At 69.1% G+C, this 26745-nt stretch carries 31 protein-coding genes and 2 pseudogenes; 13 read left to right on the forward strand and 20 right to left on the reverse strand.

Annotated elements, in window-relative coordinates:
* Positions 1–75 precede the first annotated feature (75 nt).
* Positions 76–1104, forward strand: coding sequence for an AI-2E family transporter (locus tag CVUC_RS18700; protein WP_010920717.1), 1029 nt, complete (start codon positions 76–78; stop codon positions 1102–1104).
* 1 nt (position 1105) lies between these two features.
* Here the strand turns inward: CVUC_RS18700 and CVUC_RS18705 are convergent, their stop codons facing one another.
* Together CVUC_RS18705 and CVUC_RS18710 are read right to left on the reverse strand one after the other, a co-directional pair.
* Positions 1106–1477: a thiol-disulfide oxidoreductase DCC family protein gene (locus CVUC_RS18705; protein WP_096034061.1), complete on the reverse strand. Its 372-nt coding sequence runs from the start codon at positions 1475–1477 to the stop codon at positions 1106–1108.
* A 42-nt stretch (positions 1478–1519) separates the two neighbouring features.
* A complete protein-coding gene (locus tag CVUC_RS18710; RefSeq protein ID WP_096034060.1) occupies positions 1520–2074 on the reverse strand; it encodes a TetR/AcrR family transcriptional regulator in 555 nt (184 codons plus the stop codon).
* 68 nt (positions 2075–2142) lie between these two features.
* Between CVUC_RS18710 and CVUC_RS19965 the strand changes: the two genes are divergently transcribed.
* Positions 2143–2559, forward strand: a complete 417-nt coding sequence (locus CVUC_RS19965; protein WP_164468195.1) for a hypothetical protein — start codon at positions 2143–2145, stop codon at positions 2557–2559.
* A complete protein-coding gene (locus CVUC_RS19970) occupies positions 2556–2891 on the forward strand; it encodes a hypothetical protein (protein ID WP_164468194.1) in 336 nt (111 codons plus the stop codon). The genes CVUC_RS19965 and CVUC_RS19970 overlap by 4 nt, the downstream gene beginning before the upstream one ends.
* Positions 2892–2949: 58 nt before the next feature.
* On the opposite strand, the gene CVUC_RS18720 is transcribed toward CVUC_RS19970, so the two are convergent.
* Positions 2950–5349 carry a hybrid sensor histidine kinase/response regulator gene (locus CVUC_RS18720; RefSeq protein ID WP_164512743.1) on the reverse strand — a complete coding sequence of 800 codons (2400 nt, stop codon included), beginning with the start codon at positions 5347–5349 and terminating at the stop codon, positions 2950–2952.
* A gap of 59 nt (positions 5350–5408) precedes the next feature.
* Here CVUC_RS18720 and CVUC_RS18725 point away from each other — a divergent pair, with 59 nt between their 5' ends.
* The 3 genes and pseudogenes from CVUC_RS18725 to CVUC_RS18735 all read left to right on the forward strand — a co-directional run.
* Entirely contained in the window at positions 5409–5888 is a 480-nt protein-coding gene (locus CVUC_RS18725) for a Dps family protein (RefSeq protein WP_024265864.1), read from the forward strand.
* A gap of 9 nt (positions 5889–5897) precedes the next feature.
* Entirely contained in the window at positions 5898–7139 is a 1242-nt protein-coding gene (locus CVUC_RS18730; protein ID WP_096034058.1) for a cell wall hydrolase, read from the forward strand.
* Positions 7136–7249: pseudogene (locus CVUC_RS18735) on the forward strand (peptidase); the annotation flags it as partial. The gene CVUC_RS18730 and the pseudogene CVUC_RS18735, both read left to right, overlap by 4 nt.
* Positions 7250–7275: 26 nt before the next feature.
* Here the strand turns inward: CVUC_RS18735 and trxB are convergent.
* A complete protein-coding gene (gene trxB, locus CVUC_RS18740; protein WP_096034057.1) occupies positions 7276–8283 on the reverse strand; it encodes a thioredoxin-disulfide reductase in 1008 nt (335 codons plus the stop codon).
* A gap of 60 nt (positions 8284–8343) precedes the next feature.
* Here trxB and CVUC_RS18745 point away from each other — a divergent pair, with 60 nt between their 5' ends.
* Both CVUC_RS18745 and CVUC_RS18750 read left to right on the forward strand, forming a co-directional pair.
* A complete protein-coding gene (locus tag CVUC_RS18745; RefSeq protein ID WP_024265862.1) occupies positions 8344–8532 on the forward strand; it encodes a hypothetical protein in 189 nt (62 codons plus the stop codon).
* Between the two features lie 126 nt (positions 8533–8658).
* Complete coding sequence (locus CVUC_RS18750; protein WP_010920710.1) at positions 8659–8919, forward strand: hypothetical protein; 261 nt, start codon at positions 8659–8661, stop codon at positions 8917–8919.
* A 64-nt stretch (positions 8920–8983) separates the two neighbouring features.
* On the opposite strand, the gene CVUC_RS18755 is transcribed toward CVUC_RS18750, so the two are convergent.
* Both CVUC_RS18755 and CVUC_RS18760 read right to left on the reverse strand, forming a co-directional pair.
* Positions 8984–9211 (reverse strand): type II toxin-antitoxin system HicB family antitoxin, encoded by a 228-nt coding sequence (locus CVUC_RS18755; RefSeq protein ID WP_010920709.1) that lies wholly within the window; start codon positions 9209–9211, stop codon positions 8984–8986.
* Positions 9201–9461: a hypothetical protein gene (locus CVUC_RS18760; RefSeq protein ID WP_096034056.1), complete on the reverse strand. Its 261-nt coding sequence runs from the start codon at positions 9459–9461 to the stop codon at positions 9201–9203. The genes CVUC_RS18755 and CVUC_RS18760 overlap by 11 nt, the downstream gene beginning before the upstream one ends.
* Positions 9462–9584: 123 nt before the next feature.
* On the opposite strand from CVUC_RS18760, the gene pseI reads away from it, so the two are divergent.
* A complete protein-coding gene (pseI, locus tag CVUC_RS18765) occupies positions 9585–10655 on the forward strand; it encodes a pseudaminic acid synthase (protein WP_096034055.1) in 1071 nt (356 codons plus the stop codon).
* Here the strand turns inward: pseI and CVUC_RS18770 are convergent.
* Positions 10652–11512 (reverse strand): MBL fold metallo-hydrolase, encoded by an 861-nt coding sequence (locus tag CVUC_RS18770; RefSeq protein WP_096034054.1) that lies wholly within the window; start codon positions 11510–11512, stop codon positions 10652–10654. The two genes, pseI and CVUC_RS18770, sit on opposite strands and share 4 nt — an antisense overlap.
* 73 nt (positions 11513–11585) lie before the next feature.
* Between CVUC_RS18770 and CVUC_RS18775 the strand changes: the two genes are divergently transcribed.
* Genes CVUC_RS18775 through CVUC_RS18785 form a run of 3 tightly spaced genes read left to right on the forward strand, consistent with a single transcriptional unit; the run spans position 11586 to position 13228 of the window.
* Entirely contained in the window at positions 11586–11948 is a 363-nt protein-coding gene (locus tag CVUC_RS18775) for an ArsR/SmtB family transcription factor (RefSeq protein WP_164468283.1), read from the forward strand.
* A complete protein-coding gene (locus CVUC_RS18780) occupies positions 11914–12450 on the forward strand; it encodes a rhodanese family protein (RefSeq protein ID WP_096034052.1) in 537 nt (178 codons plus the stop codon). Before CVUC_RS18775 ends, CVUC_RS18780 begins: the two co-directional genes overlap by 35 nt.
* A 4-nt stretch (positions 12451–12454) precedes the next feature.
* Positions 12455–13228 (forward strand): sulfite exporter TauE/SafE family protein, encoded by a 774-nt coding sequence (locus CVUC_RS18785; RefSeq protein ID WP_096034051.1) that lies wholly within the window; start codon positions 12455–12457, stop codon positions 13226–13228.
* Between the two features lies 1 nt (position 13229).
* On the opposite strand, the gene CVUC_RS18790 is transcribed toward CVUC_RS18785, so the two are convergent.
* From CVUC_RS18790 to CVUC_RS18825, 8 genes are all read right to left on the reverse strand, one after another.
* A complete protein-coding gene (locus CVUC_RS18790) occupies positions 13230–14081 on the reverse strand; it encodes an SDR family NAD(P)-dependent oxidoreductase (protein ID WP_096034050.1) in 852 nt (283 codons plus the stop codon).
* Between the two features lie 400 nt (positions 14082–14481).
* Entirely contained in the window at positions 14482–15450 is a 969-nt protein-coding gene (locus tag CVUC_RS18795) for a beta-1,6-N-acetylglucosaminyltransferase (RefSeq protein ID WP_096034048.1), read from the reverse strand.
* Positions 15447–15572: a hypothetical protein gene (locus tag CVUC_RS18800; RefSeq protein ID WP_010920699.1), complete on the reverse strand. Its 126-nt coding sequence runs from the start codon at positions 15570–15572 to the stop codon at positions 15447–15449. The genes CVUC_RS18795 and CVUC_RS18800 overlap by 4 nt, the downstream gene beginning before the upstream one ends.
* A 256-nt stretch (positions 15573–15828) precedes the next feature.
* Positions 15829–16536 (reverse strand): WbqC family protein, encoded by a 708-nt coding sequence (locus CVUC_RS18805; protein ID WP_096034047.1) that lies wholly within the window; start codon positions 16534–16536, stop codon positions 15829–15831.
* Positions 16533–17795, reverse strand: a complete 1263-nt coding sequence (locus CVUC_RS18810; protein ID WP_096034046.1) for a flagellin modification protein FlmF — start codon at positions 17793–17795, stop codon at positions 16533–16535. Before CVUC_RS18810 ends, CVUC_RS18805 begins: the two co-directional genes overlap by 4 nt.
* The gene (locus tag CVUC_RS18815; RefSeq protein WP_096034045.1) at positions 17792–18439 is read right to left on the reverse strand and encodes a class I SAM-dependent methyltransferase; all 648 of its coding nucleotides are present in this window, start codon (positions 18437–18439) and stop codon (positions 17792–17794) included. The genes CVUC_RS18810 and CVUC_RS18815 overlap by 4 nt, the downstream gene beginning before the upstream one ends.
* Positions 18440–18729: 290 nt before the next feature.
* On the reverse strand, positions 18730–19713 hold the full coding sequence (pseG, locus tag CVUC_RS18820) for a UDP-2,4-diacetamido-2,4,6-trideoxy-beta-L-altropyranose hydrolase (protein WP_096034044.1): 984 nt from the start codon (positions 19711–19713) through the stop codon (positions 18730–18732).
* Positions 19710–20426, reverse strand: coding sequence for a cytidylyltransferase domain-containing protein (locus CVUC_RS18825; protein WP_096034043.1), 717 nt, complete (start codon positions 20424–20426; stop codon positions 19710–19712). The genes pseG and CVUC_RS18825 overlap by 4 nt, the downstream gene beginning before the upstream one ends.
* 196 nt (positions 20427–20622) lie before the next feature.
* Between CVUC_RS18825 and CVUC_RS18830 the strand changes: the two genes are divergently transcribed.
* Positions 20623–22584: an ATP-binding protein gene (locus tag CVUC_RS18830; protein WP_096034042.1), complete on the forward strand. Its 1962-nt coding sequence runs from the start codon at positions 20623–20625 to the stop codon at positions 22582–22584.
* Positions 22585–22621: 37 nt separating this feature from the next.
* Here CVUC_RS18830 and CVUC_RS20615 read toward each other — a convergent pair.
* The 5 genes and pseudogenes from CVUC_RS20615 to CVUC_RS18850 all read right to left on the reverse strand — a co-directional run.
* Positions 22622–22747, reverse strand: a pseudogene (locus CVUC_RS20615) (hypothetical protein); the annotation flags it as partial.
* 24 nt (positions 22748–22771) lie between these two features.
* A complete protein-coding gene (locus CVUC_RS18835) occupies positions 22772–23941 on the reverse strand; it encodes a mitochondrial fission ELM1 family protein (RefSeq protein ID WP_096034041.1) in 1170 nt (389 codons plus the stop codon).
* 113 nt (positions 23942–24054) lie between these two features.
* A complete protein-coding gene (greA, locus tag CVUC_RS18840) occupies positions 24055–24528 on the reverse strand; it encodes a transcription elongation factor GreA (protein ID WP_010920688.1) in 474 nt (157 codons plus the stop codon).
* A 154-nt stretch (positions 24529–24682) separates the two neighbouring features.
* Entirely contained in the window at positions 24683–26287 is a 1605-nt protein-coding gene (locus CVUC_RS18845) for a methyl-accepting chemotaxis protein (RefSeq protein WP_096034040.1), read from the reverse strand.
* On the reverse strand, positions 26284–26640 hold the full coding sequence (locus CVUC_RS18850; RefSeq protein ID WP_164468193.1) for a hypothetical protein: 357 nt from the start codon (positions 26638–26640) through the stop codon (positions 26284–26286). The genes CVUC_RS18845 and CVUC_RS18850 overlap by 4 nt, the downstream gene beginning before the upstream one ends.
* Positions 26641–26745: the final 105 nt, after the last annotated feature.

The following is a 26745-nucleotide window of genomic DNA, read 5'->3' on the forward strand; positions in this document are numbered from 1 at the left end:
CGCTTTCCCTTGCGGAAATGCTAGAGCCCCCTCGTTGAGGGCGAGGTCCGCCCTGGATTTCCGCGTGGGGGCCAAGTGAGCAAGACGGGCGCTTCGTTCCTGGTGAACTTCGCCGTGGCGGCGGGCCTGCTGTACGTGTTCAGCGCCGTGCTCTGGCCGTTCACCCTCGCATTGGTCCTGGCCATCCTGATCACGTCGCTCAGCGACCGGGTCGTGCGGCTCTTGCCCAAGGCGCGGCCGTGGATGGTGTTCGCGATCACGGCCGTGATCGTCGGCGGGATCATCGTGGCCAGCATGGCCGTGGTGATCGGAGGCGGGGCGCGCATCGTCGAGCGTATGCCGGCCATGATGGCCCGGATCGACCAACTCCTGGCGCTGATCCATCTTCCGGGAGGTGGCGTGATGAGCTTGGCGGCCCTGGCTCAGAAGGTCGAGTTGGGCCCCCTGGCGGACGGGCTTCTGACCAGCGTGCAGAACGCCTCGGCGGGCCTGGGCCTGACCCTCATCTTCCTGTTCTTCCTGTTGTTGTCCAAGCCGATGATCGAGAAGCGCATCGATCAGATCGTCGCCTCGCGCGGCGGCCAGGGCCTGGCCATGGTGCTGGAGCGCAGCTTCTCGGGCGTCGAGCGCTACATGTATGTCCAGTCGATCACCGGCTTGATGATCGCCTTCGGGTCTTGGGTGGTGATGAGGGCCGTGGGGCTGGAGAGCGCCCTGTTCTGGAGCCTGGTGATCTTCCTCTTCGCCTACCTGCCGGTGCTGGGCGTGCTGGCCGGCAGCGTGGGTCCCACCCTGTTCGCCTTGCTGCAGTTTCCCACCCTGACGCCGGCGATCGCGATCTTCGTCGGCATCCAGGTGGTGTCGTCGATCGTCGGCAATCTGGTCCTGCCCAAGATGCAGGCCGACAGCCAGAACATCGATCCGGCGGCCAGTCTGATCGCGGTGGGTATGTGGACCGTTCTGTGGGGCGTGCCGGGCGCCTTCCTGGCCATCCCGCTGACCCTGGCCTTGATGTACGCCCTGGCCCAGTACGACGATCTGCGGTGGCTGGCCGTCCTGATCTCGCACGACGGCGACCCGACGCCGATGGAGCCGGCGGAATAGGCTATCGACGGGCCGCCAGCCGCTGCAGGCGCGGGCGCACCCGCAGGAAGCGGACATAGAGCGCTTCCAGGATCTTCAGAGCCCATGGCGCGCGGGCGATCACGCCGAAGGGCCGCAGCACCGGGATCGCGCGCCACATGGCCGCGAAGGCCGCCGCGCCGGACAAGAGCTGGCCGTCCTCGCGGGCGTGGAAGCGGGCCAGAAGTTCGGCGCGATCGATGGGGCAGGTGGTCTCGCCGTCCGTGACGTCCAGGAACCGGATCGCGCCCCGGCGATCCAGGCGACGCATCAGGGCGATCTCGCGCAGGCACAAGGGGCAGGCGCCGTCAAACCAGACGGTCAGGCGCGGGTCTTGGGCGGTCGCGGTGGCCATGGTCGAGATATGGGCCCGCGCGCGTCTGAGCGAAAGCGGCCTCTACCCCAGACCTGCGGCCTCCAGCGCGGCCACGGCCCTCTGGACCCGGTCCTCGCCGCCGCAGACCTCCAGCAGGGCCAGGCCGTCCAGCAGGGCCAGGATCGTCGCCGCCGCGCCGGGCGGATCGGGAACCTGGGCTGGGTCCAGGCGCGCCTCGATCCAGACCAGGAACCCTTCGCCGATCTGGCGCGCGATCTCGGCGAACGGCGGCTCCTCGCGCGCGGCCGCGGCGATGGCCTCGATCCACAGCCGCATGAACGGCCTGAAGACCGGATCCACCACCAGGCGCGCGGCCTTGGCGGTCAGGGCGGCCTGCGACAGGCGCTGGTCGGCGGGAAGGGCGGTCTCGAGCTGAGCGGCCATGCCGCCGGCCAGGCTCTGCATCGCCAGGGCCAGGACCTCGGCCTTGTCGGCGAAATAGTACAGCAGCATCCGGTCGCTGACCCCGGCCGCCGCCGCCAGCTGGCGCAGGCTGGCTTGCGACAGGCCCGTGGAAAGCAAGTGCTCGGCCAGGGCTGTGATCACCCGCTCGCGCTGTTCGTCCCGAACGTTCATGCCGCCTTTCCAGTTGTAGCGACCGCTACAATACGCTAGTCATGTAGCGAACGCTACATGAGGTTCCCATGCCCCAGTCCGTGTACGCCATCCTGCCCGCCGGCGCAGCCCTGGGCTTGCTGGCCGCCTTTCTCATCATGGCGCTGCAGCCCAAGCTCGGCCCGCGGAGTTGGATGATCCCCGCGACCCTGTCGGTGATCTTCCTGGCCCTGACCGTCGATGTCGTCGCCAAGGCCGGGCCGCTCGGCTTCTGGAACGAGCACCTGCGCGGGCCGTGGGGCGCGCAGATCTGGTGTGATCTACTGCTGGCGGCGGGAACCGCCACCGCGCTGCTGCTGCCGCGCGCCCGGGCCGTGGGGATGCGGCCGATCCCCTGGATGCTGGCCGTGCTGGCCAGCGGCTCGATCGGCCTGTTGGCCATGACCGCCCGCTGCCTGTTCCTCGAGGCCCGCCTCACCACGCTGTCGAAGGAGACCGTCCGATGATCCCGTTTCGCCTGTTCCTGCTGACCTGTCTGGTCGTCATCGTCGGCTATACCAGCGTCACCATCGCCAACCACGGCTGGAACCTCGTCCCGATCTTCTTCGGCGACATGGCGGCCATGGGCTGGCCGGGGCAGTTCAATCTGGATTTCTTCTGCTTTCTGTTGCTCTCGGGCCTGTGGGTGTCGTGGCGTGGCCGCTTCCGCCCCGCCGCCCTGGGCCTGGGCGTGCTGGCGGTGTTCGGCGGGATGCTGTTCTTGTCGATCTATCTGCTGATCGCCCTGTCACGGAGCAAGGGCGACATTCGCCAGGTGCTGTTGGGCGATCGCGCCTGACATCCTCGTCCTTCGACAAGCTCAGGATGAGGATTTCAGGCGGATCCGGGCTGAACCGTCAGTGCGGCCGCGCCTGGGCCAGGGCCTGGGCCAGGGTCTCCAGCGAGAACGGCTTGCTGATGAACGGCCAGCCGCCCGCCCGCGCCCGGCCTTGGTCGCCGCCCGTATAGCCCGAGCACAGCACCACCGGCAGGCCCGGACGGCTGGCGGCCAGCGCCTCGGCCAGGTCCACGCCGCTCTTGCCGCCCGGCATGATCACGTCGCTGAGCACCAGCTGGATGCCGTCGTCCTGCTCCAGGCGTGAGAGGGCCTCGTCGACCCCGCCGGCGCGCACGACCGAGTGGCCAAGGTCGTTCAGCATCGCGTCGACCAGCTCGGCGACCTGCGGGTCGTCCTCGACCAGCAGCACCCGCGACGGCGTCTGGGCGCGGATATGGTCGACGCGCGGCAGGCTTTCGCTGGCGGCGTCCCCCGCGCTGACGGGCAGCAGCAGGGCGACGGTGGCCCCTTGGCCCGGCGTGCTCTCGATCAGCACCGACCCGCCGCTCTGGCGCGCGAACCCATAGACCTGCGACAGGCCAAGCCCGGTGCCCTCGCCGGGCGGCTTGGTGGTGAAGAACGGCTCGACGGCCCGGGCGATGGTCGCCGCGTCCATGCCCGTCCCCGTGTCGCGCACGGCCACGCGCAGATATTGGCCGGGCTCCAGATCGCCTTCCTTGCGATCCAGGGTGACCGGACGGGACTCGATGCTCACCTCGCCGCCGGGCGGGGTGGCGTCGCGGGCGTTGACCACCAGGTTCAGCAGCGCGGCCTCGAACTGGCCTGCGTCGATGCGGGCGCTGCGAACCCCCGCGCCCAGGCGCAGATGGAAGGTATAGGCGTCGCCCAGCGCCCGCTTCAGCAGGCCTTCGCTTTCGGCGATCAGGCCGTCGACGCGGCAGATCTCCGGCTTCAAGGGCTGGCGGCGGGCGAAGGCCAGCAGGTGCTGGGTCAGCTTCTCGCCGCGCTTGGCCGCCGCCAGGGCCGCGCCGATCATGCGCTCGCGCCGGCGCGCGTCGTCTGGGTGACGCTCGACCACGTCCAACGCGCCGATGATCACCGTCAAAAGGTTGTTGAAGTCGTGCGCCACGCCGCCGGTCAGCTGGCCGATCGCCTCCAGCTTCTGCGACTGCAGCAGGGCGGCCTGGGCCGCGTCGCGTTCGGCGAGGGCGGCCGTCACCCGCTCTTCCAGCAGTTCGTTCAGGCCGGTCAGCTTGGCTTCGGCCTGCTTGGCCTCGGTGGTGTCGAAGGCCATGCCGATAAAGCCGGCGAACGCGCCCGACGGATCGTAGCGCGGCTGCGAGAATGACTTCAGCCAGCGCCATTCGCCATCGGCGCGGCGGTAGCGCGCCTCGAGGCTGAAGGGCCGGCGGGAGGTCTCGCCCGCGACCTGCTCCTTGAGGATGCGCGGCAGGTCCTCCGGAAAGATGCGGGTTCGCCAGTCCAGGGTCAGGGCGCTGTCATAGTCGACGCCGACGAAGGCGACATAGGCGTTGTTGACAAACTGCCGGACGCCGTCGGACCGGGTCACCCACATGGGGGCGGGCGCGCTGTCGGCCAGGGCCCGGAACCGCGCCTCGCTCTCGCGCACCTCGGCCTCGGCGCGGCGGCGGTTGGTGACGTCGAAGTTCAGGCCGATCATCCGCACCGGCTGGCCGGCGTCGTCGCGCATGACCTCGCCGCGCCCGTGCACCCAGCGCTCGCCCTGGCTGGTGTCGGCCAGACGATACTCGACCTCGTAGTCGGTCAGGCCGTTCAGCGCGCCGAAGACGACGGCTTCGGTCATCGCGCGATCGTCGGGATGAACAAAGCGCGGCAGGTCGCTCAGCAGGATGTCGGCGTTCTCTGGGACGCCTAGGTTCCGTCGCGCCGCCGGCGACAGGTAGAGCTCGCCGGTGGCGAGGTCGTAGTCCCAGGGCCCCACCCCGGCGGCCGCCTGGGTGACCCGCAGCCTGGCCTCGACATTGGCGCGTTGGGCGCGCGCCGCAGCCAGGCCCCGCATGGCGCCGCGCAGCCCTTCGGCGACCGCTGCGACCATCAGGCCGCAGATCAGATAGATGACGATGCTCGACAGTTCGTCGCTGTTCAGCGGCTCATCATGACGTCCGCCCCACAGCCACCAGCTGAAGACGACGCCGGCGACCGTGGGGATCATCCCCCAGCGCCATCCGGCATAGAGCGTCACCAGCATGATGGCGGGGAAAAAGGGCTGGGTCGCCCCGACGCCGCTGCTCAGGCCCAGCAGGCCGACGCGCATCAGGATGGCCATGGCCACACCGATGATCGACGCGATCGCGCACAGCCACGCTGGTGGCGGAACCGGAGGGATGAGCCAGGCGCTAATCAGCGCGTGGATACGTCCTTGGTCGTCAACGGCGCGGATTGGATTGTCTTTCTTCTCCATCCCCGCTCCCGGCAAAGATGTCTTGCCAAGAGGATGGACACGCTTACCTAAGACGCGCAACACGGGAGATCATGATGGCCGCCGCTTTGAACACCGGGCTGACCGCGAAACAGCGCACCGATATCGCCGCTTCGCTCAACAAGGTGCTCGCCGACAGCTACGCTCTGTATCTGAAGACGCATGGCTATCACTGGAATGTTCGCGGGCCGAACTTCCAGTCGCTGCACGTGCTGCTCGAAGGGCAGTACCAGGAGGAATGGGCCGCGCTGGACGCGATCGCCGAGCGCATCCGCGCCCTGGGCGAACTGGCGCCGCAGGGCTACGCCGCCTTCGGTAACCTCTCCAGCCTCAAGGACGGCGATCCCGAGCAGGACTGGGAAGGCATGATCGGCGAGCTGAAGGCCGACAACGAGACCGTGATCCGCACCCTGCGGGACGCCATGCCCATCGCCGACGAGGCCGGCGACGAAGCCACCGCCGATCTTCTGACCCAGCGCCTGCAGGCTCACGAGAAGCACGCCTGGATGCTGCGCTCCACGCTCGGCCTAAAGTAGCCATCCCGAGTGCGGGCGGGGGCTCGGATCCAACGGAAAACGTGGCAGGCCGTCGCCGCCCTCGGGGTGGTGGGCGGTCTTTCAGCGTGCGCCACCTACTACGTGCCGGCCGGAACGGGTCGGGACGCCGGCTTGATGCGCGTCACCGCCAGCTTCAGCGAACGCGGGCTCAAGCGCTATGTCGCCAATATGGACCCGGCCATGCTGGCCCTGGCGCGGCGCCATGATCCTCTTCCGCATACGGATTATTGGGGGCGCGTGCCGGGCTGGGAGGTGATCCGCCTCGACGATATCCCGCGTCTGGGCGACCGCGATCCTGATTTCGACGCGGCGCGGCTGATCAATTCGCTGCGCCCGACGATCGGCGGGGAGCTTGAGGTCGCCAAGCCGTTCGTCCTGACCGGATCGGCCGACGCGCGCGCCAGGGCGCTGCAGTGCCTGACCCAGGCGGTCTATTACGAGGCGGGGTTCGAGCCCGGCGAGGGGCAGATGGCCGTGGCCCAGACGGTGATCAACCGCATGCGCCATCCCGGCTATCCCAAGTCGATCTGCGGGGTGATCTACGAAGGCGCGGCGCGGACCACCGGCTGCCAGTTCAGCTTCGCCTGCGACGGCTCGCTGGCGCGCGAGCCGGTGCCGGCGATCTGGGCCAACGCCCAGGCCGTGGCCAAGCGGGCCCTGAGCGGCTTTGTGTTCAAGCCGGTGGGCGTGGCCACCCACTATCACGCCGACTATGTCTCGCCGTACTGGGCCCCGACCCTGGTCAAGCTGAGGCAGTTTGGCCAGCATATCTTCTATCGCTGGACCGGTCCGTCCGGGACCTTGCAGGCGTTCCGCGGGCGTTACTCGGGCAATGAGACGGTCAGCGCCGACATCCTGATGGCCGCCGATCCGCGCACCTTGGAGGCCGCCCCGCCCGAGGTGCTGGCCGCCCAGACGACGCCGGCCGCCGCGACGCCGGTCGCCACCGGAGCGGCGGCCCAGATGCTGGGGGTCTCGAACCTGGTCCTGCCCGACGCCAAGCTGGTGGCCGTGCCGGACGCCAACTCGCCGACCGGCGAGCGGGTGACGGTGCAGGGCACGGTGGCCGGCCGCCGGATTCCGACCGCCGACGAGATCGCGCGGATCAACAAGGCGCTGGAAGCCGTCTCAGGCCCGCAGCCGCCCACGGCCGAGCCCCCGCCCGCGCCGCCGCCTCCGCCGCCAAAGCCCAAGCCCCGGCCGCCGAGTCTGCTCAATCCGTTGAATTGAAATCCTCCCCCCAGCGGGGGAGGTGGCCGAAGGCCGGAGGGGGAAGTGCTGCTGGCCCTGCCTCTTCCCCCTCCGTCGTCTCTTCGAGCCGACACCTCCCCCGCGGGGGGGGGGGGAGGATTTGCGGCTTAAACCCTCACCAAACCCCGATCTTGTTGGCCTCGGCGTGGCTGATCGGGTGGTGGGCGGCCTTGTGGTCTTCTTCGGCCAGGAAGCGCACGGCTTCCAGGGCGGCCATGCAGCCCATGCCGGCGGCGGTGACGGCCTGGCGGTAGACATCGTCGGTGACGTCGCCGGCCGCGTAGACACCCTCGATCGCGGTCGCGGCCGTGCCCGGCTTGACCTTCAGATAGCCGCCGGACCCGGTTTCCAGCTGGCCGGCGAACAGCTCCGACGACGGCGCGTGGCCGATGGCGATGAACACCCCGTCGGCGGCGACCTCTTGGGTCTCGCCGGTCTTGACGTTCTTCAGGCGCGCGCCGGTGACGCCCATGGGGTCGGTCTGGCCCAGGACCTCGTCGATGACGCTGTCCCAGATCACCTCGATCTTCGGATGGGCCAGCAGGCGCTCCTGCAGGATCTTCTCGGCGCGCAGCTCGTCCTTGCGGTGCACCAGGGTGACCTTGCTGGCGAAGCTGGTCAGGAACAGGGCCTCTTCCACGGCGGTGTTGCCGCCGCCGACCACGATGACGTCTTTGTTGCGATAGAAGAAGCCGTCGCAGGTGGCGCAGGCGCTGACGCCAAAGCCCTGGAACTTAGCTTCGCTTTCCAGGCCCAGCCACTTGGCCTGGGCGCCGGTGGCGATGATGATCGTCTCGGCGATCCAGTCCTGGCCGCTGTCGGTCTTCACGGCGAACGGGCGCTTGGACAGGTCGACGCTGGTGACGATGTCGCTGACGAACTCGGTGCCGACATGCTCAGCCTGGGCGCGCATCTGGTCCATCAGCCAGGGACCCTGGATGACGTCGGCGAAGCCCGGATAGTTCTCGACATCGGTCGTGATGGTCAGCTGGCCGCCGGGCTGGATGCCGGCGATCAGCACGGGCTTCAGCAGCGCGCGGGCGGCGTAGATGGCGGCGGTATAGCCGGCGGGACCCGATCCGATGATCAGGCAGCGGGTTTCGCGGGGAGGGGTCGTGGACATGGGCGGAGATATAGTGTGGATTCTCCGCAGTGGCGACATAAGCCACGGGAGGAAAACCTGATGAAGCTCGGCGTTCTACTGGGCGTGGGTATCGTCGCCCTGTTCGCGGGCCTGGCCAATGTCTGGTTCGGCGACGTGCTGGTGGGCCTGGGTCTGGTGACCATGTTCGTGATGGTCGCCGGCTATTCGGCCTGGCAGGGCAAGAAGGAATACGACGCGCGACCGCGCGGCGAGCCGATCATCGAGTAGAGCCTATCGGGTTTAGATGGAATCATCTAAGCCCCATAAACAGGCTCTAAGATCAAACACTTAGAGCCCTGTAGCTTTAGAGGGTTCCGTCTTGACCCAAAGGGTCGGCGGATTGAGGGGTATGGTATGAAGGCGGGCTTGCCGATCGGCATGGGCGCGGGGATCGCGATTGGCGTCGCCCTGGGTGTCGCGCTCGACAATCTGGCCCTGGGCCTTGGCCTGGGCGTCGCGTTTGGCGGCGGCCTCGGCGCCATGGCTCATGCGGCCAGCACGGCGGCGGAAAAGAAGGCCAAGAACAACGGCGACGGCGGCGTGGTCGCCGACGGCGGCTCCAGCACCTCTGGCGGCGACTGCAGCGCAGACGGCGGCGGTGGCGGCTGCGATTGACGGCACGTCGGCGGAATCCCGAATTGAACGGAAGCGCCGATCTCAGCGTGAAGGGACGGGGCGCTTAAGTCCCGTACCGATAGTGCCTATCGGGCTCTGGAATCTTGCGGCCCTCAGACAGGGCGTGATCGATCCATTGGGCGATCGCGTCCTCAATGTTCGTGAGAACCTCAGCCTCGGTCGCGCCGTCCGACATGCACCCAGGCAGATCTGGAACCGTCGCAAGGTAGCCGCCGCCGTCTTCGACAGACAGCGTCTTGAGAACGATTCTGTAGTTGCGCCTACGGATCATTCGCTGGCCTCACTATTCTCTCAATATAGGCTACCAGCTGCTTGATGTATATCGGCTTGATCGGGCGGCGCGCTGGAATGGTAAGAATTTCAAAGAGTTTAGGGTGAGAAACCCGATAGTGTGAGCCACCGCCTGTGGGCGGGCTGCAGCTTAGGCCGTATTGTCTGCAGACGACCTCGACGTTGGAAATGCGCCAATCGCCTGCGGGATTGCGCATCATCGCCTGCAAAAGCTTGTCGCCCTTCGACAATGAACCTCCGCGCCTTGCGCTGAAATCGTATCGGCCTTCCAAAACTTCCCTAGATTGTATTTCGGTTGACGTCTCGTCTACGATTTCGAGGTTAATGTTCTGGGGATAAAAGCGAGCGCCCCCATGTCCGCCCCCTCCACCGAAATCCCGCCTTCTATCGAGATAAATGGCCGCAAGATCGGCGCCGACCATTCGCCCTATGTGATCTGCGAGCTGTCGGGGAACCATAACGGCAGCCTCGAGCGCTGCCTGGCCATGGTCGACGCCGCCGCCGACACCGGCTGCGACGCGATCAAGATCCAGACCTACACCGCCGACACCATCACGCTGGATGTCGACCGGCCCGAGTTCAAGATCCACGGCGGGCTGTGGGACGGCCGGACGCTCTATGAGCTCTACGAAGAGGCCCATACCCCGTTCGAATGGCATGCCGCCATCTTCGAGCGCGCCCGCCAGCGCGGCGTGACGATCTTCTCCAGCCCCTTTGACGAGACCGCCGTCGACCTGCTCGACAGCCTGGGCGCGCCGGCCTTCAAGATCGCTTCGTTCGAGGCCGTCGACCTGCCGCTGATCAAGTACGCCGCCGCCAAGGGCAAGCCGCTGATCATCTCGACCGGCATGGCCAACCTGACCGAGATGCAGACGGCGCTCGATACGGCCCTGACCGCCGGCGCGCCGGGCGTGCTGCTGCTGCACTGCGTGTCCAGCTATCCGGCCACCTTCGCTGACGCGAACGTTCGTACTGTCCCGGATATGGCCGCGCGTTTCGGCTGCCCGATCGGCCTGTCGGACCACACGCCGGGCACGGCCGCCTCGGTGGCGGCGGTCAGCCTGGGCGCCTGCGCGGTCGAAAAGCACTTCACCCTGGCCCGCGCCGACGGCGGCCCCGATGCGGCCTTCAGCCTGGAGCCCGCCGAGTTCAAGGCCCTGGTGGACGACACCAAGAACGCCTGGGCGGCGCTGGGCCGCGCGCACTATGACGTGCTGGGCTCGGAGGCCACGTCCTTGCTCTTCCGCCGCTCGCTGTACGTCACCGCCGACGTCAAGGCCGGCGAGCCCCTGACGCGGGCCAATGTCCGCTCGGTCCGCCCCGGCAACGGCCTGCCGCCCGCCGATCTCGACAAGGTGCTGACCGGCAAGGCCACCCGCGACCTCGCCCGCGGCGAGCCGCTGGACTGGTCGATGGTGGGTTAAGCCGCCCAGGTCACCGGCAGGCGCAGGAAGACGTTCCCCGCCGCCGTCGGGTCGGGCAGGGCGCCGGCGCGGATGTTCACCTGCAGCGACGGCAGGATCAGGGTCGGCGCGGCGAGCGTCGCGTCGCGGGCCTGGCGCATGGCCACGAAGTCGTCCTCCTGGGCGCCGCCGCCCACATGGATGTTGCGGGCCCGCTCCTCGGCCACCGTCGTTTCCCAGTGGAACGTGTCGCGGCCGGCGGGCAGATAGTCGTGGCCCACGAAGATCCGGGTCTCGTCGGGCAGGGCCAGCACCTTCTGGATCGAGCGATACAGCGTGCGCGCGTCGCCGCCGGGGAAATCGGCGCGGGCGGTGCCGTAGTCGGGCATGAACAGGGTGTCGCCGACAAAGGCGGCGTCGCCGATCCGGTAGGTCAGGCAGGCCGGCGTATGGCCCGGCGTGTGCAGCGCCGCGATCGACAGTTGGCCCAGCGGCAGGACGTCGCCTTCCTCCATCAGCACGTCGAACACCCCGCCATCGGCGGTCACATCGGCCTCGAACACGGGAATGAAGGCCTTCTGGACCTCGATGATCTTCGCGCCGATGACGATCTTCGCGCCGGTCTGGCGGCGGATCAGGTCGGCGGCCGACAGGTGATCGGCGTGGGCGTGGGTCTCCAGCACATAGGCCAGATGCAGGCCCTGGTCGCGCACGGCCGCCAGCAGGGCGTCGGCCGAGGTGGTGGAGAGCTTGCCCGCCTTGGGTTCGAAATCCAGCACCGGGTCGATGATCGCCGCGGTCTTGGTGGCCGGATCAACCACCAGATAGCTGGCGGTGAAGGTCGCGGTGTCGAAAAACGCTTGAACGTCGGGTCGCATGGTCAGAGCCTTTCTGCAGCACGGCCTTCATATAAGGACTTGCTAATTTAGTACAAGCTAATATATGGCGCTTATGTTCGATCTCACGCGTTTCCCTGTCAGCCAGTTCGAGGCCAGCGCCGCTGAAGCCGCCAAGCTTCTGCGCGCCCTGAGCAACGAGCGGCGGTTGATGATCCTTTGCCAGCTCGCCGAGGGCGAACGGTCGGTGGGGCAGATCCAGCCCCTTGTCGGCCTGTCGCAATCGGCGCTCTCCCAGCACCTTGCGGTGCTGCGGGACGAGGGCGTCGTGGCCGCGCGCCGCGAGGCCACGACCGTTTGGTACCGGATCGCCGACCCCGCCGCCTTGAAGGTGGTGGCGACCCTCGCCGAGATCTTTTGCCCTCCAGCCGAAAGCGCCTCTCATGACCCCGCAAACGACCACTCCGCTGACACCTGACGACGCCGCCCAACGCCTGGCCGATGGCCGGGCCGTGCTGGTCGACATCCGCGAGCCCGACGAGTTCGCCCGCCGCCGTGCGCGCGGCGCGCTGTCGCGTCCGCTGTCCACCCTCGAAAGCCAGGGGCTAGGCCTGCCCGACGCCCGCGAGGTGATCTTCACCTGCCGCACCGGCATGCGCACCGGTGCCAACGGCCAGCGCCTGGCCCAGGTCTGCGGCGGGCGCGCCTATGTGGTCGAGGGCGGTCTCGACGCCTGGGACGCCGCCGGCCTGCCGGTCGACCACAACGCCAAGGCGCCGCTGGAGATGATGCGCCAGGTGCAGATCGGGGCCGGAGTGCTGGTTCTGATCGGCGTCGCGCTGGGTCTGCTGGTTTCGCCGCTGTTCTTCGGGCTCGCCGGCTTCGTCGGCGCGGGCCTGACCTTTGCGGGCGCCACCGGTTTCTGCGGCATGGCCCGACTCTTGGCCCTGGCCCCGTGGAACCGGCCGGCGGTGGCGTGAGGCCATGGACATCTCGCTGCTGACCGCCGCCCTGAGCGGCGCGCTGGTCGCGCTGCTGCTGACCCTGTTCGGCGGCGGCGGATCGGTGCTGGCCACGCCCCTGCTGCTGTACGTCGTCGGCGTGCGCGACCCGCACGTGGCGATCGGCACCTCGGCGGCCGCTGTGGCGGTCAACGCCGCCGTGGGGCTCCTCGCCCAGGCCAAGGCCGGGCGGGTCAAGTGGCCCTGCGCCCTGACCTTCGGCGCGCCGGGCCTCGTCGGGTCGTTGCTTGGCGCGCACCTGGCCAAGGCGGTCAACGGCCAGCATCTGCTGGTCTGGTTCGCCCTGGCCATGGCGGCGGTGGGGCTGTCGATGTTCCGCGCGCCCGGCTCGCCCGGTGATCCCGACGTGCAGATCGATCCGGCCAAGGCGATGCGGCTGGTGCCGGTCGGCGCGGCCACGGGCCTGGCCGCGGGCTTCTTCGGCATCGGCGGCGGCTTTCTGATTGCGCCGGGCCTGATGGCGGCCACCGGCATGACCCTGGCCAATGCGGCGGCCTCGTCGCTGGTCTCTGTCACGATGTTCGGCGCGGCCACCAGCCTCAGCTACGCGGCCTCGGGCCTGGTGGACGGCCGGCTGTTCCTGGCCCTGATCGCCGGCGGCGCCGCCGGCGTGGCGATCGGCGCCAAGCTCGCACCGCGCCTGGCCGCCCGCGCCCTGCTGGCGCGGCGCCTGTTCGCCGTGATGATCGTCGCCACGGCGGGCTATGTCGCCTGGCGCGCCCTGGGAGGAGCCTGAGCTAGATCAAGCCCAGCCGCTTGCCCGTGGCCTTGTCGATCGTCCGCTTGGGCAGGATCTCGGTCATCAGCACCTGCATCGGCGAGGGCGAGACCACATAGCGGACCTTGGGCGCCGGCGCGGTCAGGGCGGTGGCGATGGTCTCGCCGATCCGCTCGGGCGGCAGGCCTGATTTGCCAAGGCTCAGCATGAACCCGCGCATCCGCTCCAGCGCCTTGGCGTAGGGGGTGTTGGCGTAGCGGGTCACGTCCACCTGGTCGGCCTTGTCCCAGATCGGCGTGGCCACCGCGCCCGGCGCCACCACCACCACATCCACGCCGAACGGCAAAAGCTCGCGGCGCAGCGACTCCGAAAAGCCCTCCAGGCCGAACTTGGTCGTGCAGTAGGGGCCCATGAACGGATTGGCGTTGCGGCCGCCCACCGACGAGATGTTGACCACCCGCCCCGGCGGGCCCCGGCGCGCGTCGCCCGCCCCCAGCAGCGGCGCGAAGGCCTGGGTGGCGTTCAGCACCCCGGTCAGGTTGACCTCCAGCTGATAGCGGAACTCCTCGACCGGCAGATAGAGCAGCGGCCCGGCCACCGCGATCCCGGCGTTGTTCACGAGGCCCGCCAGGGTCGCCCCGCCCAGCGCCGCCTCGACCTGCCGCGCGCCCGCACGCACGGCGGCCTCGTCGACGACGTCGAAGATCAGCGGTGTGAAGGCGTCGCCGAACTCGGCTTTCAGCCGCTCGCCGTCGGCGGCCTTGCGGACGCTGCCGAAGACGTGAAAGCCCTTGCCGATCAACACCTTGGTCGCCGCATGGCCGATGCCGGTGGAGACCCCGGTGATCACGACGGATTTTGACTGAGCCATGTGCGGTTTTCTCCCCTGTTGCGGGGAAGATGGGCGATCTGAACAGTGTTCGCTAGGGGGGATGGCGCACCAATCCTCCCCCTAGCGGGGGAGGTGTCGGCGAAGCCGACGGAGGGGGAAGAGGCCGGCTCGGCGGTGCTTCCCCCTCCGGCCTTCGGCCTCCTCCCCCCTGGGGGGAGGATTTTGCGAGCTGTCCGCTCCGGGTGGAAAGCGGACCTTTGACTCTCAACGCCCCCTCCGTCTCGCTGCGTATCCGCAGCGATCCACCTCCCCCGCTTTGCGGGGCAGGAGGGGGGGCATTCCTCCTCACCCGTGAAACGGGGGAGGTGGCGCGGCGCCGATAGGCGGCGTGGCGAAGATCAAGACCGCTCCAGCCTGCGCCCGCCCCAGTCCATGCCCGTCAAGCCTCCTCCAGAAGCCGCGCCCCGATCATCTCCGGCGTTACGGCCACATTGGCCGCGTCCTGGGTGCGCAGATGGGCTTCCAGGAGGTCGAGGATCTCGCTGTCCTCCTGCATGTCGAACTTGCGGGCGAAGAGGTCGGCGCCGGCGGTCAGCTGGGCGGCGTCGGCGGCCACGAAGGTGCGGGGCCTCAGCTTGATGTCGCCGTCGGGGATCCAGTCAATCAACCGCTTGTCGTCATTGATGATTTCGCCGTGCACGGCGGTGTTCATCATCACGGTCTGGAAGAAGCCCTCATCGGCGATGAAGGTGTTGCGGTAGAAGGCCTTGTAGCGGTCGACCGACGGGTCGTGGCAGACGAAGTCACAGAAGGCGCGGCTGACGATCTTCCACTGGGTGCCGATATAGGGGGTGGCCCCGTCCAGGAAGAGGCGCGTGACCAGGGTGTCGACGATGCGGCCCTTCAGCTCGACCACATGCTGCAGCACCCGGCCCATGGTGTCGGGCCGCATGCGGGCCTGATCGAGCACGCGGATGAACTCGCGGCCGCGATTTTGCGCCAGGAAGGCGCGGATGCGCTTCTGGGTCATCAGCGGAAAGTCCTGGCCCGACAGGTTGATGAAGAAATCCCAGTCCCGGCCCATCTCCAGCAGCGTCTCCATGCCGCGCAGCTCGGCGTCGACCAGGCTGTAGCCGCCCCACAGGGCCTTCTTGCTCTCCAGCACGGCGGCGTTGGGATAGGCGGCCAGGAAGTCGCGGATCTCGGCCTGCAGCGCCGGACCAGAGTTCTTGTCGACATGGACCAGATAGTAGTTGTCGGGATCGTGGATGGCCCGAAACAGCCGTTTGAACTGCGCAGGATAGCGGTGAACCAGCACCAGATAGGCGATCACATCGCCAGGCCGCTGGGCGGGAACGGCGGGCGGGGCGGAGGCGGGGCGCGTGTCGATCGCGGGCGGCCGGCTCAAGTCTTGGTCCCCCGAAGGGCGTCGGGATCGATCGGGCGGGGCCGGGGCGGCTGACCGCCGGTCGAGCGGGGATCGTTCAGGCCCTTTGGGCCGGAGGGGCGCGTGCCCGGATAGGTTTTCATCGGCGGGTCATTTCTGCTGGAGCGGCGAACGCGCGCGCGCGGCGCTCCGCGATAGGAAGCGGCGCGTCGCCGCGCGTCCGGCCAGGGGACGTGAGGGTCGATTTCGGGCAGTCAGGAAGCGCTCCCCGGAGGCGGGGAGCCTTGGCCGCGATCCGCGATCATAGGGGAAGGGGCCGGGAGGTGTTTGGTCGGGGGCGGTTCGTAACGCCTCACCGTCAGCCTATCACGTCGGGCGACGCTGCGGTGCGAAATCGAGCTAGGGCGCCACCAGCGCCCGCATCCCGGCCCAGCCGACATTAATCAGGGCGTCGACAAAGCCCATATAGGGCGTGAACGGTTCGGTTGCCTGCGGGTATTCCACCATCCGAAACGGCTGGAACCGCGCCGGGAAGCCGGCGGCCTCGAAGACGCCGTCTTCTTCCATGTAGTCGGCCGAGCCCATCGGCGAGACGTACGCCTGCGCCTCGACCGCGCGGCAGATGGCCAGCAAGTGCTCGGACCGCGCGCCGGGCGCCTTCAGGTCCGAGGCGCGGACGAAATCCGGCGTGATCCCCAGCTGCGCCGCTGCGGCTTGGGTGAGGCCGCAGGTCAGGTCGGCCAGGCCCCCGTCGCGCTCGCGGGCCAGCTGCTCGGAGATGAAGGCCCAGCCTTCGGCGAAGAACGGCCGCTTGCCATAGGCGTGGCGGATGGCGGCCAGGTGCTTGTCGCGCCAGGGCTGGCTGTCGTCGATCTGGATGGCGTGGATCGGCGTGTCGCGGTCGTGCTTCTTCACCGGCACGGTCAGCATCAGCTCGCCCTGGGCGGTCAGGATGCGGTTGCGCGACTGCCACGAGCGGCGGGCGAACTGTACGTCGTCCAGGCACACGAAAACCGACGCCGCCGCCATCAGCTGGAAATAGCCGAGGTAGGGCAGATAGGTCGGCTGCATGATCGCCGCCGTCCGGGGAGGCGACGCGGCGGTCATCCGGCTTTGGCGACGGCGGGCGCGGCGAGGTCGCGGGCGCGGGCCAGGGCGGCGTTGACCTCGGCCAGCTTGGCGGCCTTGGCGTAGGGCTCCCAGGCGCCGGGGATGAAGCGGTCGCCAAAACGGGCGGCCAGCTCGGCGCGCAGGGCCTTGAGGCCCGCGATCGCCTCCAGCGAATGATAGATCCAGCGCGGCTGGGCGTCGGCATGGACCATCGGGCCCAGGGTCGCAGCGCCAAAGCCTGACAACAGGGTCCGCAGCTCGCCGGGCAGGGTTTTCAGATCCGCCTCGCGCACGCACTCGGCCACCACCAGTTTCGCGCCGCCGCTCTCGTAGAGATAGGCGCGGAAGGTCGCGCCCTGGGCGGTGAAGTTCTGGACATAGACCGGGCAGGGGCCGTCGAACGCCTCGACCTCGAAGACATAGGTGAAGAAGCTCTTCTTCACGAGCGCGGGCGTCGCCAGACCCATCGGCTTGAACAGCGGCGTCGGGTTGGCGGCCCAGACGATGGTCTCGTCGGCGGCCGTCTCGGCCATCAACTGGCGCGGCGGGACCAGGCAGTTGGTCTCGACCTTGACGCCCAGCTTGGTCAGGGCCGCTTGCAGCCCGTCGAACAGCTTGGCGAAGCCGCCTTCCGGCAGGCTGGCCACCAGGTTGGCGGTGCGGCCCGACAGGGCGCGGGGGATGGCGTAGAGTTCATCCGTCCACGGATCGGTCGCCTTGGCGCGGGCCAGGGCGGTCAGGTCGGCGGCGGCCGGGAACACCCGGTTGATGGCCATAGGGATCACCGCATCGCCGTGCACCAGCGCCGGATCAGCGCCCAGGTGCCAGCGGACATAGTCCTCCAGCGTGGCGGCGATCTCGGGCGGATAGGCGGCCAGGCGCGCGGCCAGGCTGTCGTCGGCGGGGGCCTTGACCTTGTAGGCCGGGCAGTCGACCGCCGGCCCGCCGAAGTCCCAGGTGAAGACGCGGCGGCCCGCAAAGTCGGCGCTCATCGAGCCGAAGCGGTTGTCGAAGGTCTCAAACCGCGCGCCGTGGGCGCTCAGGGTCTGGACGATCGGATCGGTCTCGCCGCCGAAATAGACGCAGCCGTCGCGCATCTCGCGGCCGTGGATCAGCTTGGGCCGGGCGACGCCGCCCAGGGCCTCGAAGCGTTCCTGCAGGACGATGTCGCGCCAGCCCATACGATGGGCCTCGAAGGCCGCCAGCACGCCGGTCAGGCCGCCGCCGATGATCCGGATGCGTCGGGGGCCGCTCACGCCGTCGCGCCCCAGACCACGAGGTCGCTGTTGGGCGAGACGAACACGCCGTTCTGGATGTTGTCGAACGCCACCTTCAGGGCGACGGGATCGACGAGGCCCAGCTCGTCGACGAGGCGGCGCACCAGGCCGTCCTCGGTGTAGAACAGGTTGAACAGCCCCGCCTCGCCGGTCTCGGGCGTGGCCAGGCGCCAGCCGTTCGGCTCTTCCTCGACGCCCTTGCCGCATCGGAAGTCGTCGATCAGGCGCGTGCGGACAAAGACCTCGGCGCGGGGCGCCAGGCGCGCCCGCGCGGCGGTCAGCACCGCCGTGGCCTGGGCGCTGGTCAGGTAGCACAGCAGGTTGGGGATCAGCAGCACGTCGATCGGCGCGCCGGGGAGGTCAGGCAGGCCCTTGGAAAGATCGGCCTCGATCAGGGTGACATCGTCCCCCAGGTTCCAGCGGCAATCGGCCAGGGCGGCGGCCGAATAGTCGACATTGGTCAGGTCCCAGCCATAGGCGGCGTAGAGCGACAGATTGTTGCCCGTCCCGCCGCCCAGCTCGACCACCCGGCCGGTGCGCTGGTGCAGGCCACGCTTGAAGAAGTGCCGGGCGATGAACTCGTCCGGATATTTCAGACCGCGGATGTCGGGCAGGGCGCGCATGGTGGCCCGGAGAATCGGGCCGAAGCAGCGAACAACCTGTTAACGATGAGGGTGTGGTGCGAGGCGGGTTGTCGCAGGTGAGCAAGCGCCCCTCGACAAGCTCGGGCTGAGGACGGCGCCTACGCAGCCCAACAACATTACCGTGTCATCCCGGCCGGAAGCCCGCTTGCGGGCTGTAGAGCCGGGACCCAGGGGCCGCCGCACGGCGCTTTGTCACCCCCTGGGTCCCGGATAAGCGCTGCGCGCTTTCCGGGATGACACCGGGTGGGGCGATGAGAGCTGCTTTACGCTTAAAGCACGCCCAAAAACGCCTCCGCCACTCGCTCAGCCCCCCGCCCGTCGCACACGCCCGCGCTGGCCGCCGACAACGCCGCGCGGCGGCCCGTGTCACCGATCAGCGCCTGCGCCAACGCCGCAAAGGCCGCCTCGAAGTCCGCCGCGTTCACGTCCAGGCACGGGGTCACGCCGGCCGCCTCCAGCGCGCGGGCGGCGGCGATTTGGTTGTCGGCCAGGATCAGGGTCAGGGCCGGCAGGGCCAGGACGCAGCGCTCCCAGGTGGTGGAGCCGCCGGCCCCGATGGCCAGGTCCGCCGCCAGCACCAGGACCGGCATGTCCTGGGCGTCGATGTGCAGCACAAGGCGCGGGTCCTTTGCGGCCAGGGCGCGCAGGGCCGGCAGGCTGGGCGCGCCGGCGCCGACGACGAGATCCAGCGTGATGTCGCCCAGGATCGGCGCCAGCAGCGCCACCACCCGGCCGGTGATACCGCCCACATCGGTCATGCCCAGCGACACCAGGATCCGCCGCACCGGACCTTGCTGCGCGCGGCGGGCGAGGGCGGCCTCGCGCAGTGCGACGAAGGCCGGGCGCACCGGCGCGTGGTTCGGACCCAGCAGTAGGCGGGCGTGAGCGGGGACGAGGCCCGCATAGTCTTCGGCCCGCCGCGCGGGCCCTGCGTCCAGCACCAGATCGGCGGCCAGCGGCCGGTCGGCCAGATCGTCGATGACCAGGGTCGGGCGGCCCGCCGCGATCCTGCGGTGGTCGTCGGCCGTCAGCGCGTAGCTGTCGAAGACCACGGCGTCGAAGGGCTCGGTCGTCTCCGTGCGGGCCATGTCGGGGCCGAAGGCGTCGAGCACCGCCGCGACCTCGGGCGTGCCGAGGAACGCGCACGCCGCCCCGCGCGCCGCCAGCGCCCGCGCCAGGGTCAGGGACCGCATCACGTGGCCCCCGCCGACGCTGGGGCCCGCCGCGCAGACGAAGACGATGCGCAAGCTCATGCCCGCCGGTCGCCGCCGTAGTCCAAGAGGTCCGGCCGGCCGGCGACGAAGGCGCGGATGTCGTCGGAGGTGAAGGCGCGGTTCGTCGGATAGAGGGCGTCATAGACCGCCGCGACGAAGGCGTAGTCGTCGGGCCGGTCGACCGTCCAGCGCACCGCGCCCTGGTCGGGAAAGCACGGCAGCCAGGCGCAGGTCCAGCGCTCGGGTTGGTTCCAGAGGTCCCAGGTGACGTGCTCGAAGGCTTCTTTGGTGGTCGCCTCGGCGGCGGCGCGGCGCAGGGCTGCGGCGGTCATCACCTCGACATCGGTGCCCTTGGGGTGGGCGTGGCCTTCGGGGGTGTTGCTGACGTAGTCCGCGCCTTTCGACAGGCACAGGTCGATCGTGGCGTCGATCAGGGTGGGATCAGCCAGCGGGCAGTCGGCGGTCAGGCGCACCACGTGGTCGGCCGGATGGGCGTCCAGCGCGCCGATGAAGCGCTGTTGCACATTGTCGAGCGAGCCGCGAAACACCGCGATCCCCTCGCGGCGGACGGCCGCTTCGATGGCGTCGTCCTCGGGCCGGTCGGAGGTGGCGACCACCAGCTTGTCGATACGCTTGGAGCGGGCCACCCGCTCGATCTGCCGCACGATCATCGGCTGGCGCTGGATCGGCATCAGCACCTTGCCCGGCAAGCGGGTGGAGCTCATGCGGGCCTGAAGAATGGCGAGGATCATCCGCTGATTTCGCGCGGGTTCGGGGGCGCTGGCAAGGGCGAGCCGTTTGGCCGTGGCGGGCGCGATGCGTGCGGCGTGTGCGGTGGGGCGTCGGCGCGGGACAAATCGCCGCATCGTCCGCTTCAAGGCGCTGCGTTCAACCTCGTTAAGCTCCTTTGTGCGCTTTTTAAGCCGGTCGCACACTCCGTGAGGCTTCATGAACGCCGCTACTCTTGTGGACACACACGCCGTCGACACCGCGCTGCAAGAGGCGTTCGAAGCCGCGCCGGAAGGCTTTGCGCTGTTCGACGCCGAGGATCGCTGCGTCATCTGGAACGCCCGGTACGGCGAACTGTGGTCCAAGTGGGGCGTCACCCTGGCGGTGGGGGCCACGTTCGAGAGCCTGCTGCTGGCGGGCCTGGCGGCGGGGCGCTTTCCCGAGGCCAATGGCGATCGCGCGGCCTGGCTCGCCCACCAGCTGGGCCGGCGCAAGCTGGATCGTATCGAAGAGATTCGCCAAGAGTTCGGCGAGTATCTGCGGTTCGAGAGCCGGCGCACGCCCGCCGGCGGGCTGATCACCACCTGCGCCAACCTCACCAACCTGCGTCGCCGCGAGGCCCAGGCCCTGGCGGCCCGCAGCTTTCTGGACACCATTGTCGAGAACACGCCGGCCATGCTGTTCGTCAAGGACGGCGATACGGGCGCCTTCCTGCTGGTCAATCGGGCCGCCGAGAATCAGCTGGGCGTGCCGCGCGCCGAGCTCCTGGGCAAGAGCGACTACGACTTCTTTCCCAAGGAGCAGGCCGACGCTTTCGCCGCCGACGACCGCCGGGTGATCGCAAGCGGGAAGCTGGTCACCATCGACGAAGAGCCGCTGGATACGCCCCACAATGGTCGCCGCTGGTTGCAGACCCGCAAGATCGCCATCCCGGGCGAGGACGGCCGCCGCCACCTGCTGGTGATCTGCGAGGACATCACCGAGCGCAAGGCCGGCGCTGCGGCCCTGGCCGAGGCCTTGCAGAAGGCCGAGGCGGGCAGCGTCGCCAAGAGCGAGTTTCTGGCCAATATGAGCCACGAAATCCGCACGCCCCTGAACGGCGTGATCGGCATGGCCGAGGTGCTGAGCCGCACCGCCCTGGACGACGCCCAGCGCGAGATGATGGAGGTGATCCTCAATTCCGGCCGGGCGCTGAACCTGCTGCTCAGCGACATTCTCGACCTGTCCAAGATCGAGGCCGGGGGGCTTGAGCTGTCGCGCGACCCTCTGGACCTGCGCGAGGCGATCACCGCGGCGGTCGCCGTGTTCAAGGCCGTCGCCGAGAGCAAGGGGCTGGTCTTCCGGCTGACCTTCGCCGACGACTTCCACGACCATGTCCTGGGCGACGCCCTGCGGGTGCGCCAGATCGTGGCCAACCTGACCAGCAACGCCGTCAAGTTCACGACCGCCGGCTCGGTGATCATCGAGGCCCGGACCCTTGTCGCCGAAGACGGGCGGATCGACCTGACCGTCAGCGTCCAGGACACCGGCGAGGGGTTTGACGAGGACAGCGCCGACCGGTTGTTCGAGCGCTTCCAGCAGGCCGATGGTTCGGTGACGCGCAAGGTCGGCGGCACCGGGCTTGGCCTGCCGATCGCCCGGCGCCTGGCTCGGCTGATGGACGGCGAGATCTCCTGCGTGGCCCATCCGGGCGAGGGGGCCACCTTCGTCTTCGAGGCCCTGTTCCTGGCCGATGGTCAGCGCACGCCGGCGGCGTCCGCCGATCCGGCCGGCGAGCTGGCGCTGGATCGCCGCCTGCGGGTGCTGCTTGCCGAGGACCATCCCACCAACCAGAAGGTGATCGGCCTGATGCTGGCGGACGCCGCCGACGTCACGGTGGCCGAGGACGGCCAGGCCGCCGTCGAAGCCTTCGAGAAGCACGCCTATGACGTGGTGCTGATGGACACCCAGATGCCGGTCATGGACGGCCTGGCCGCCATCGCCGAAATCCGCCGGCGCGAACGCGAGGCGCAGGCGCGCCGCACGCCGATCATCTCGCTGACCGCCAACGCCATGCCCCATCAGGTGCGCGCCTGCCTGGAGGCCGGCGCGGACCTGCACCTGGCCAAGCCCGTCAGCATCCAGGGCCTGTTCGCCACGCTCGGCGCCGCGCTGGAGACCCGTCCGGGCGGCGAGGGCTAGGGTCTCTCCCTCACCCCAATGCGGCTTTCCCTTTGCCTTAGGGCGTTGAAATCAAGCGTGATGCGGCGCGGAAATCCTCGTCCTTCGACAGGCTCAGGATGAGGATTTTGAGTGAGCCGGGATCAACAGTCGTCCTCACCCTGAGCTTGTCGAAGGGCGAGGGCGCCTCCGCGACCTGACAAGAAAATCAGGCCTTCGGCTTGGCCGCGCGCGGCTTGCGAACCTTCGGCGCGGCGGGTTCGGTCGGCGCCTTGGCCTCGGCGCCGGGGCGCGCCTTGGGCTTGGGTTTCGCCTTCGCCTTCGCCTGCTCCACCGGGGCCGGTTCGGGCTCTGCGACCGGCTCGGCGACCTCCACCCCGATCCTGGCCAGCACCTCGCGTGCGGCGCGGTCGGTTTCGTTGACGGGCTCGTAGGTCCAGCCGTGGAAGGCGCCGCCATAGGGGCGGGCCGCGCCCTGGCGTTCCAACTCCTCGTGGAACAGGCGGAACTTCAGGCTGGAGCCGTCCATCTTCAGCACGAACACCGGCTTGCCGGTCGAGGCGGCCTCGGTGGCCATATTGGTCGAGTCCTCGGTGACGAGGATGTAGTCGGCGGCCGCCAGGAAGGCGAAATAGGGGTTGGGGCCCTCGCCGTTCCAGACCACGCCGGGCAGGTGGCGCAGGCGGGCGGTCATCAGGGCGCGGGCCGTCTCGGGCGTGCGGCGTGAGAAGGTCATCAAGAGGCTGCCGCCGTCCTGCTCCAGCGGGATCTGGATCGAATGGGCGATCTGGGCCGCCCGCTCGCTGGAGAGGTCGAACGCCTTGGACTTGCCGCCCACCAGCACCGCCACGCGCGGCCGGGGTAGGGGCTCGATCAGATCCTGGAAGGCCTCGTACTCGGCGGCTAGGCGCTGCTGCGTCACCCGGTGCGGCGAGCCGGTGATCGGCAGGATGTTGTCGCCCGACATCCGGTCGTGCTTGGGCGGGATCACGAGGTCGAACATGTGCGGCGGCACGCGCGGGTCCTGGATCTGGACCACGAAGCTCTTGCCGCCCGACCAGCGCTTGGCGCGGATCGACAGGGGCAGGGTGGCGCGGCCGGCGGCGATCCACAGGTCGGGCCAGTCGTCGGGATTGCGACCGGCGGGCAGGCCGCTTTCCGGCGTCAGCCAGCGCTTGGGCAAGAGGTTCAGCCACCAGGGCAGGCGGCCGATGTTTCCCTGCCAGCCCACCCGCTTGACCGTGACCTCGCAGGGCGCGAGGCGCGAAATGGCTTCGGCCAGGCCCACGACCTGGGCCTCGATACCGGCGCGACCGTCCGACACCGCCCACACCTTGAGCGGCGAGGTCTTCGACGGGGGCGGGTTGGCCTTAGTCAAATCATCGGTCCCGGAAGCACGAAAGGGCGAACAGCAAACGAAACAAGGCCGCTAAGCTAGCGGCCTCGCTCCGTTGAACCCAACTTGTGGCGTTGCTGAGGCGGGAAACCGCCTTACAGCCACTCCACCTTGAGGATCTCATAGGCCTTGACGCCGCCGGGCGTGTTGACCTCGACCACTTCGCCGACTTCCTTGCCGATCATCGCGCGCGACAGCGGCGAGGACAGCGAGATGCGGCCCGACTTCACGTCGGCCTCGTGGTCGCCCACGATCTGGTAGCGCGCCTCTTCCTCGGTGTCCTCGTCGACCACCGAGACGGTGGCGCCGAACTTGACCTGCTTGCCCGAGAGCTTCGTCACGTCGATGACCTGGGCGCGGGCGATCTTGTCCTCGATCTCGGCGATCTGGCCTTCGATCCAGCCCTGACGCTCCTTGGCGGCATGATACTCGGCGTTTTCCGACAGGTCGCCATGCGAGCGCGCCTCGGCGATCGCGGCGATTACGGCCGGTCGTTCGACGGTCTTCAAACGCTTCAGTTCTTCGTCGAGGGTCTGGTACCCCGCGACGGTCATCGGCACTTTTTCCATTGCGGATTTTAGCTCGGACGCCTTGGGAGGAAGATCTTCCAGTCGCGGGCGCGCACAACCGGGGGCTGGGAGGATAGGCGCCCGGTTCCGGTAACGCAAGGGGGCCAAGCTTGAGCATCCGACGGCGCGGCGCGAAAGGGCGCCGCGCCGCGTCCTAGGCGACCCGCCGCTGGGACAGCTCGATATGGCCTCGCGGCAGGTCGAACTGGCGCACCAGATCGGCCAGCTGGGCGGCGTCGGTGTTGAGGGTCTGGGTGGCGGCCGAGGTCTCTTCGACCATGCCGGCGTTCTCCTGCAGCACCTGATCCATCTGGTTCACCGCGCCGTTGATCTGGGCCAGGCCGCTGGCCTGTTCCTGGGCCGAGGCGGCGATGGTGCGGACCAGGCCGTCGATCTCGGCGATCTGGGCGACGATGCGCTCCAGCGCCTCGCCGGTGCGGCCCACCAGGTTGACGCCCGTCTCGACCTGCTGGGTCGAGTTGGAGATCAGGGCGCGGATCTCCTTGGCGGCCTCGGCCGAACGCTGGGCCAGGGCGCGGACCTCCTGCGCCACGACCGCGAAGCCCCGGCCGGCCTCGCCCGCGCGGGCGGCCTCGACACCGGCGTTCAGGGCCAGGAGGTTGGTCTGGAAGGCGATTTCGTCGATCACGCTGATGATCTGGCTGATCGACTGCGAGGACTCCTCGATGCCGGTCATGGCCGACACCGCCTGCTCGACCACCTCGCCCGAGCGGCGGGCGTCCTCGCGCGCGCGGCTGACGACGTCGGCGGCCTTGTTGGCGCCCGTTGCGGTCTGGCCGACGGTGGCGGTGATTTCGTCCATCGCTGCGGCGGTCTCTTCCAGGCTGGCGGCCTGACGCTCGGTGCGGCGCGACAGGTTGAGGGCGGCGTCGGCGATCTGGTCGGCGCCGGCGCGCACGCCGCTGACGCGTTGCTCGATCACCGAAAGCGCGTCGGCCAGCTTGCCGGCGGCGGTGTTGAAGTCGGCGCGCAGGGGCTCATAGGCCTCGGCGAAGCGATCGGTCAGGCGCAGGGTCAGGTCGCCCCGCGCCAGGTGCGACAGCCCCTGGCCGAGGGCGGCGATGGCGTTGTCGCGCTGGGCTTCCTCGCGCTCGCGGGCGGCGGCGTTGCGGGCGCGGGTCTCTTCCTCCGAGCGGCGGGCGTCCTCGGCCGCGTCATTGGCCGCGCGCGCCTCGCCCACGGCGTCCTCGGCCTTGGACCGGGCCGTATTGGCGATGGCGAACATGTTGTTGACGCTGGCGGCGACGGCGATCAGGGCGGCGGCCTCGACGATCAGGATCACCGCGTGGACGATGACCCGCCCCAGATTGGCCGAGCCCGGAAACACCAGGCTGGGCGCCAGATAGGACAGGCCCAGGTGATGCACGGCCACCGTCGCGGCGGCGGCGGCGATCACCACCCAGTCGCAATAGACGACCAGCAGGGCCAGGGCCGCGAAATAGGCCATGTGCATGTCGGCCTGCCAGGCGTGACCGCCCAGGGCCGCGACCAGCAGCGAGACCTGCGCCATCAGCGCGACCCCCACCATGGCGCGTCCGCCAGATCCCCCGCCGGCGAACTTCCAGGCCAGGGTCGCGCCCGTGGCGACCAGCACCGCGGCGATCGAGAGCCCCAGGATGGGCGCCTGCACGGCCAGGCGCGCGCCCAGCACGATCGGGATCAGCAGCCAGGCGAGGGCGATGATCAGCTTGCCGCCGATCTGGCGTTGGGCGTCGAGGTTGGAGAAGGTGACGTTCATGACGATACAGGCTCCGAAGCCGGACGCGCGCACGCGCCGGCGAGGGCGGGATCCAGTAACAGCCACGCGCCGGCGGTCCGGGCGCGCTGGTTCAGCGTGGCGGGGTCGCCGCGCAGGATGACGATGAAGGACGCGCCGCCGGCCCCGGCGATGTCGCCGGCGGTTCCGGCGCTGGCGACTACGCGTGCGTCGTCCCACCAGGGCGGGAACACCGCCGCCACGCGGCCGGGTGTGCGCGGCTGGGCGTCGACAGCCACCGCCGCGAAAAGGCTCAGAATGATGCCCAGGGTTGAGAACGCGAGCGGCCCGACGACCGCAGCGAAACGGCGGGTCCTTGGGACTGGCGTGCTCACAGGGCGCGATCTCCACCGGACCGACGGATTAACCGCACAGTCCATGTGGATGTTATGGGTGGCCACTCTTTTCGGACGGTTAATTTCGTAGAAAGGAGGCGCTTG

Origin of the sequence: Caulobacter vibrioides, assembly GCF_002858865.1 — a bacterium.
Taxonomy (GTDB): domain Bacteria; phylum Pseudomonadota; class Alphaproteobacteria; order Caulobacterales; family Caulobacteraceae; genus Caulobacter; species Caulobacter vibrioides.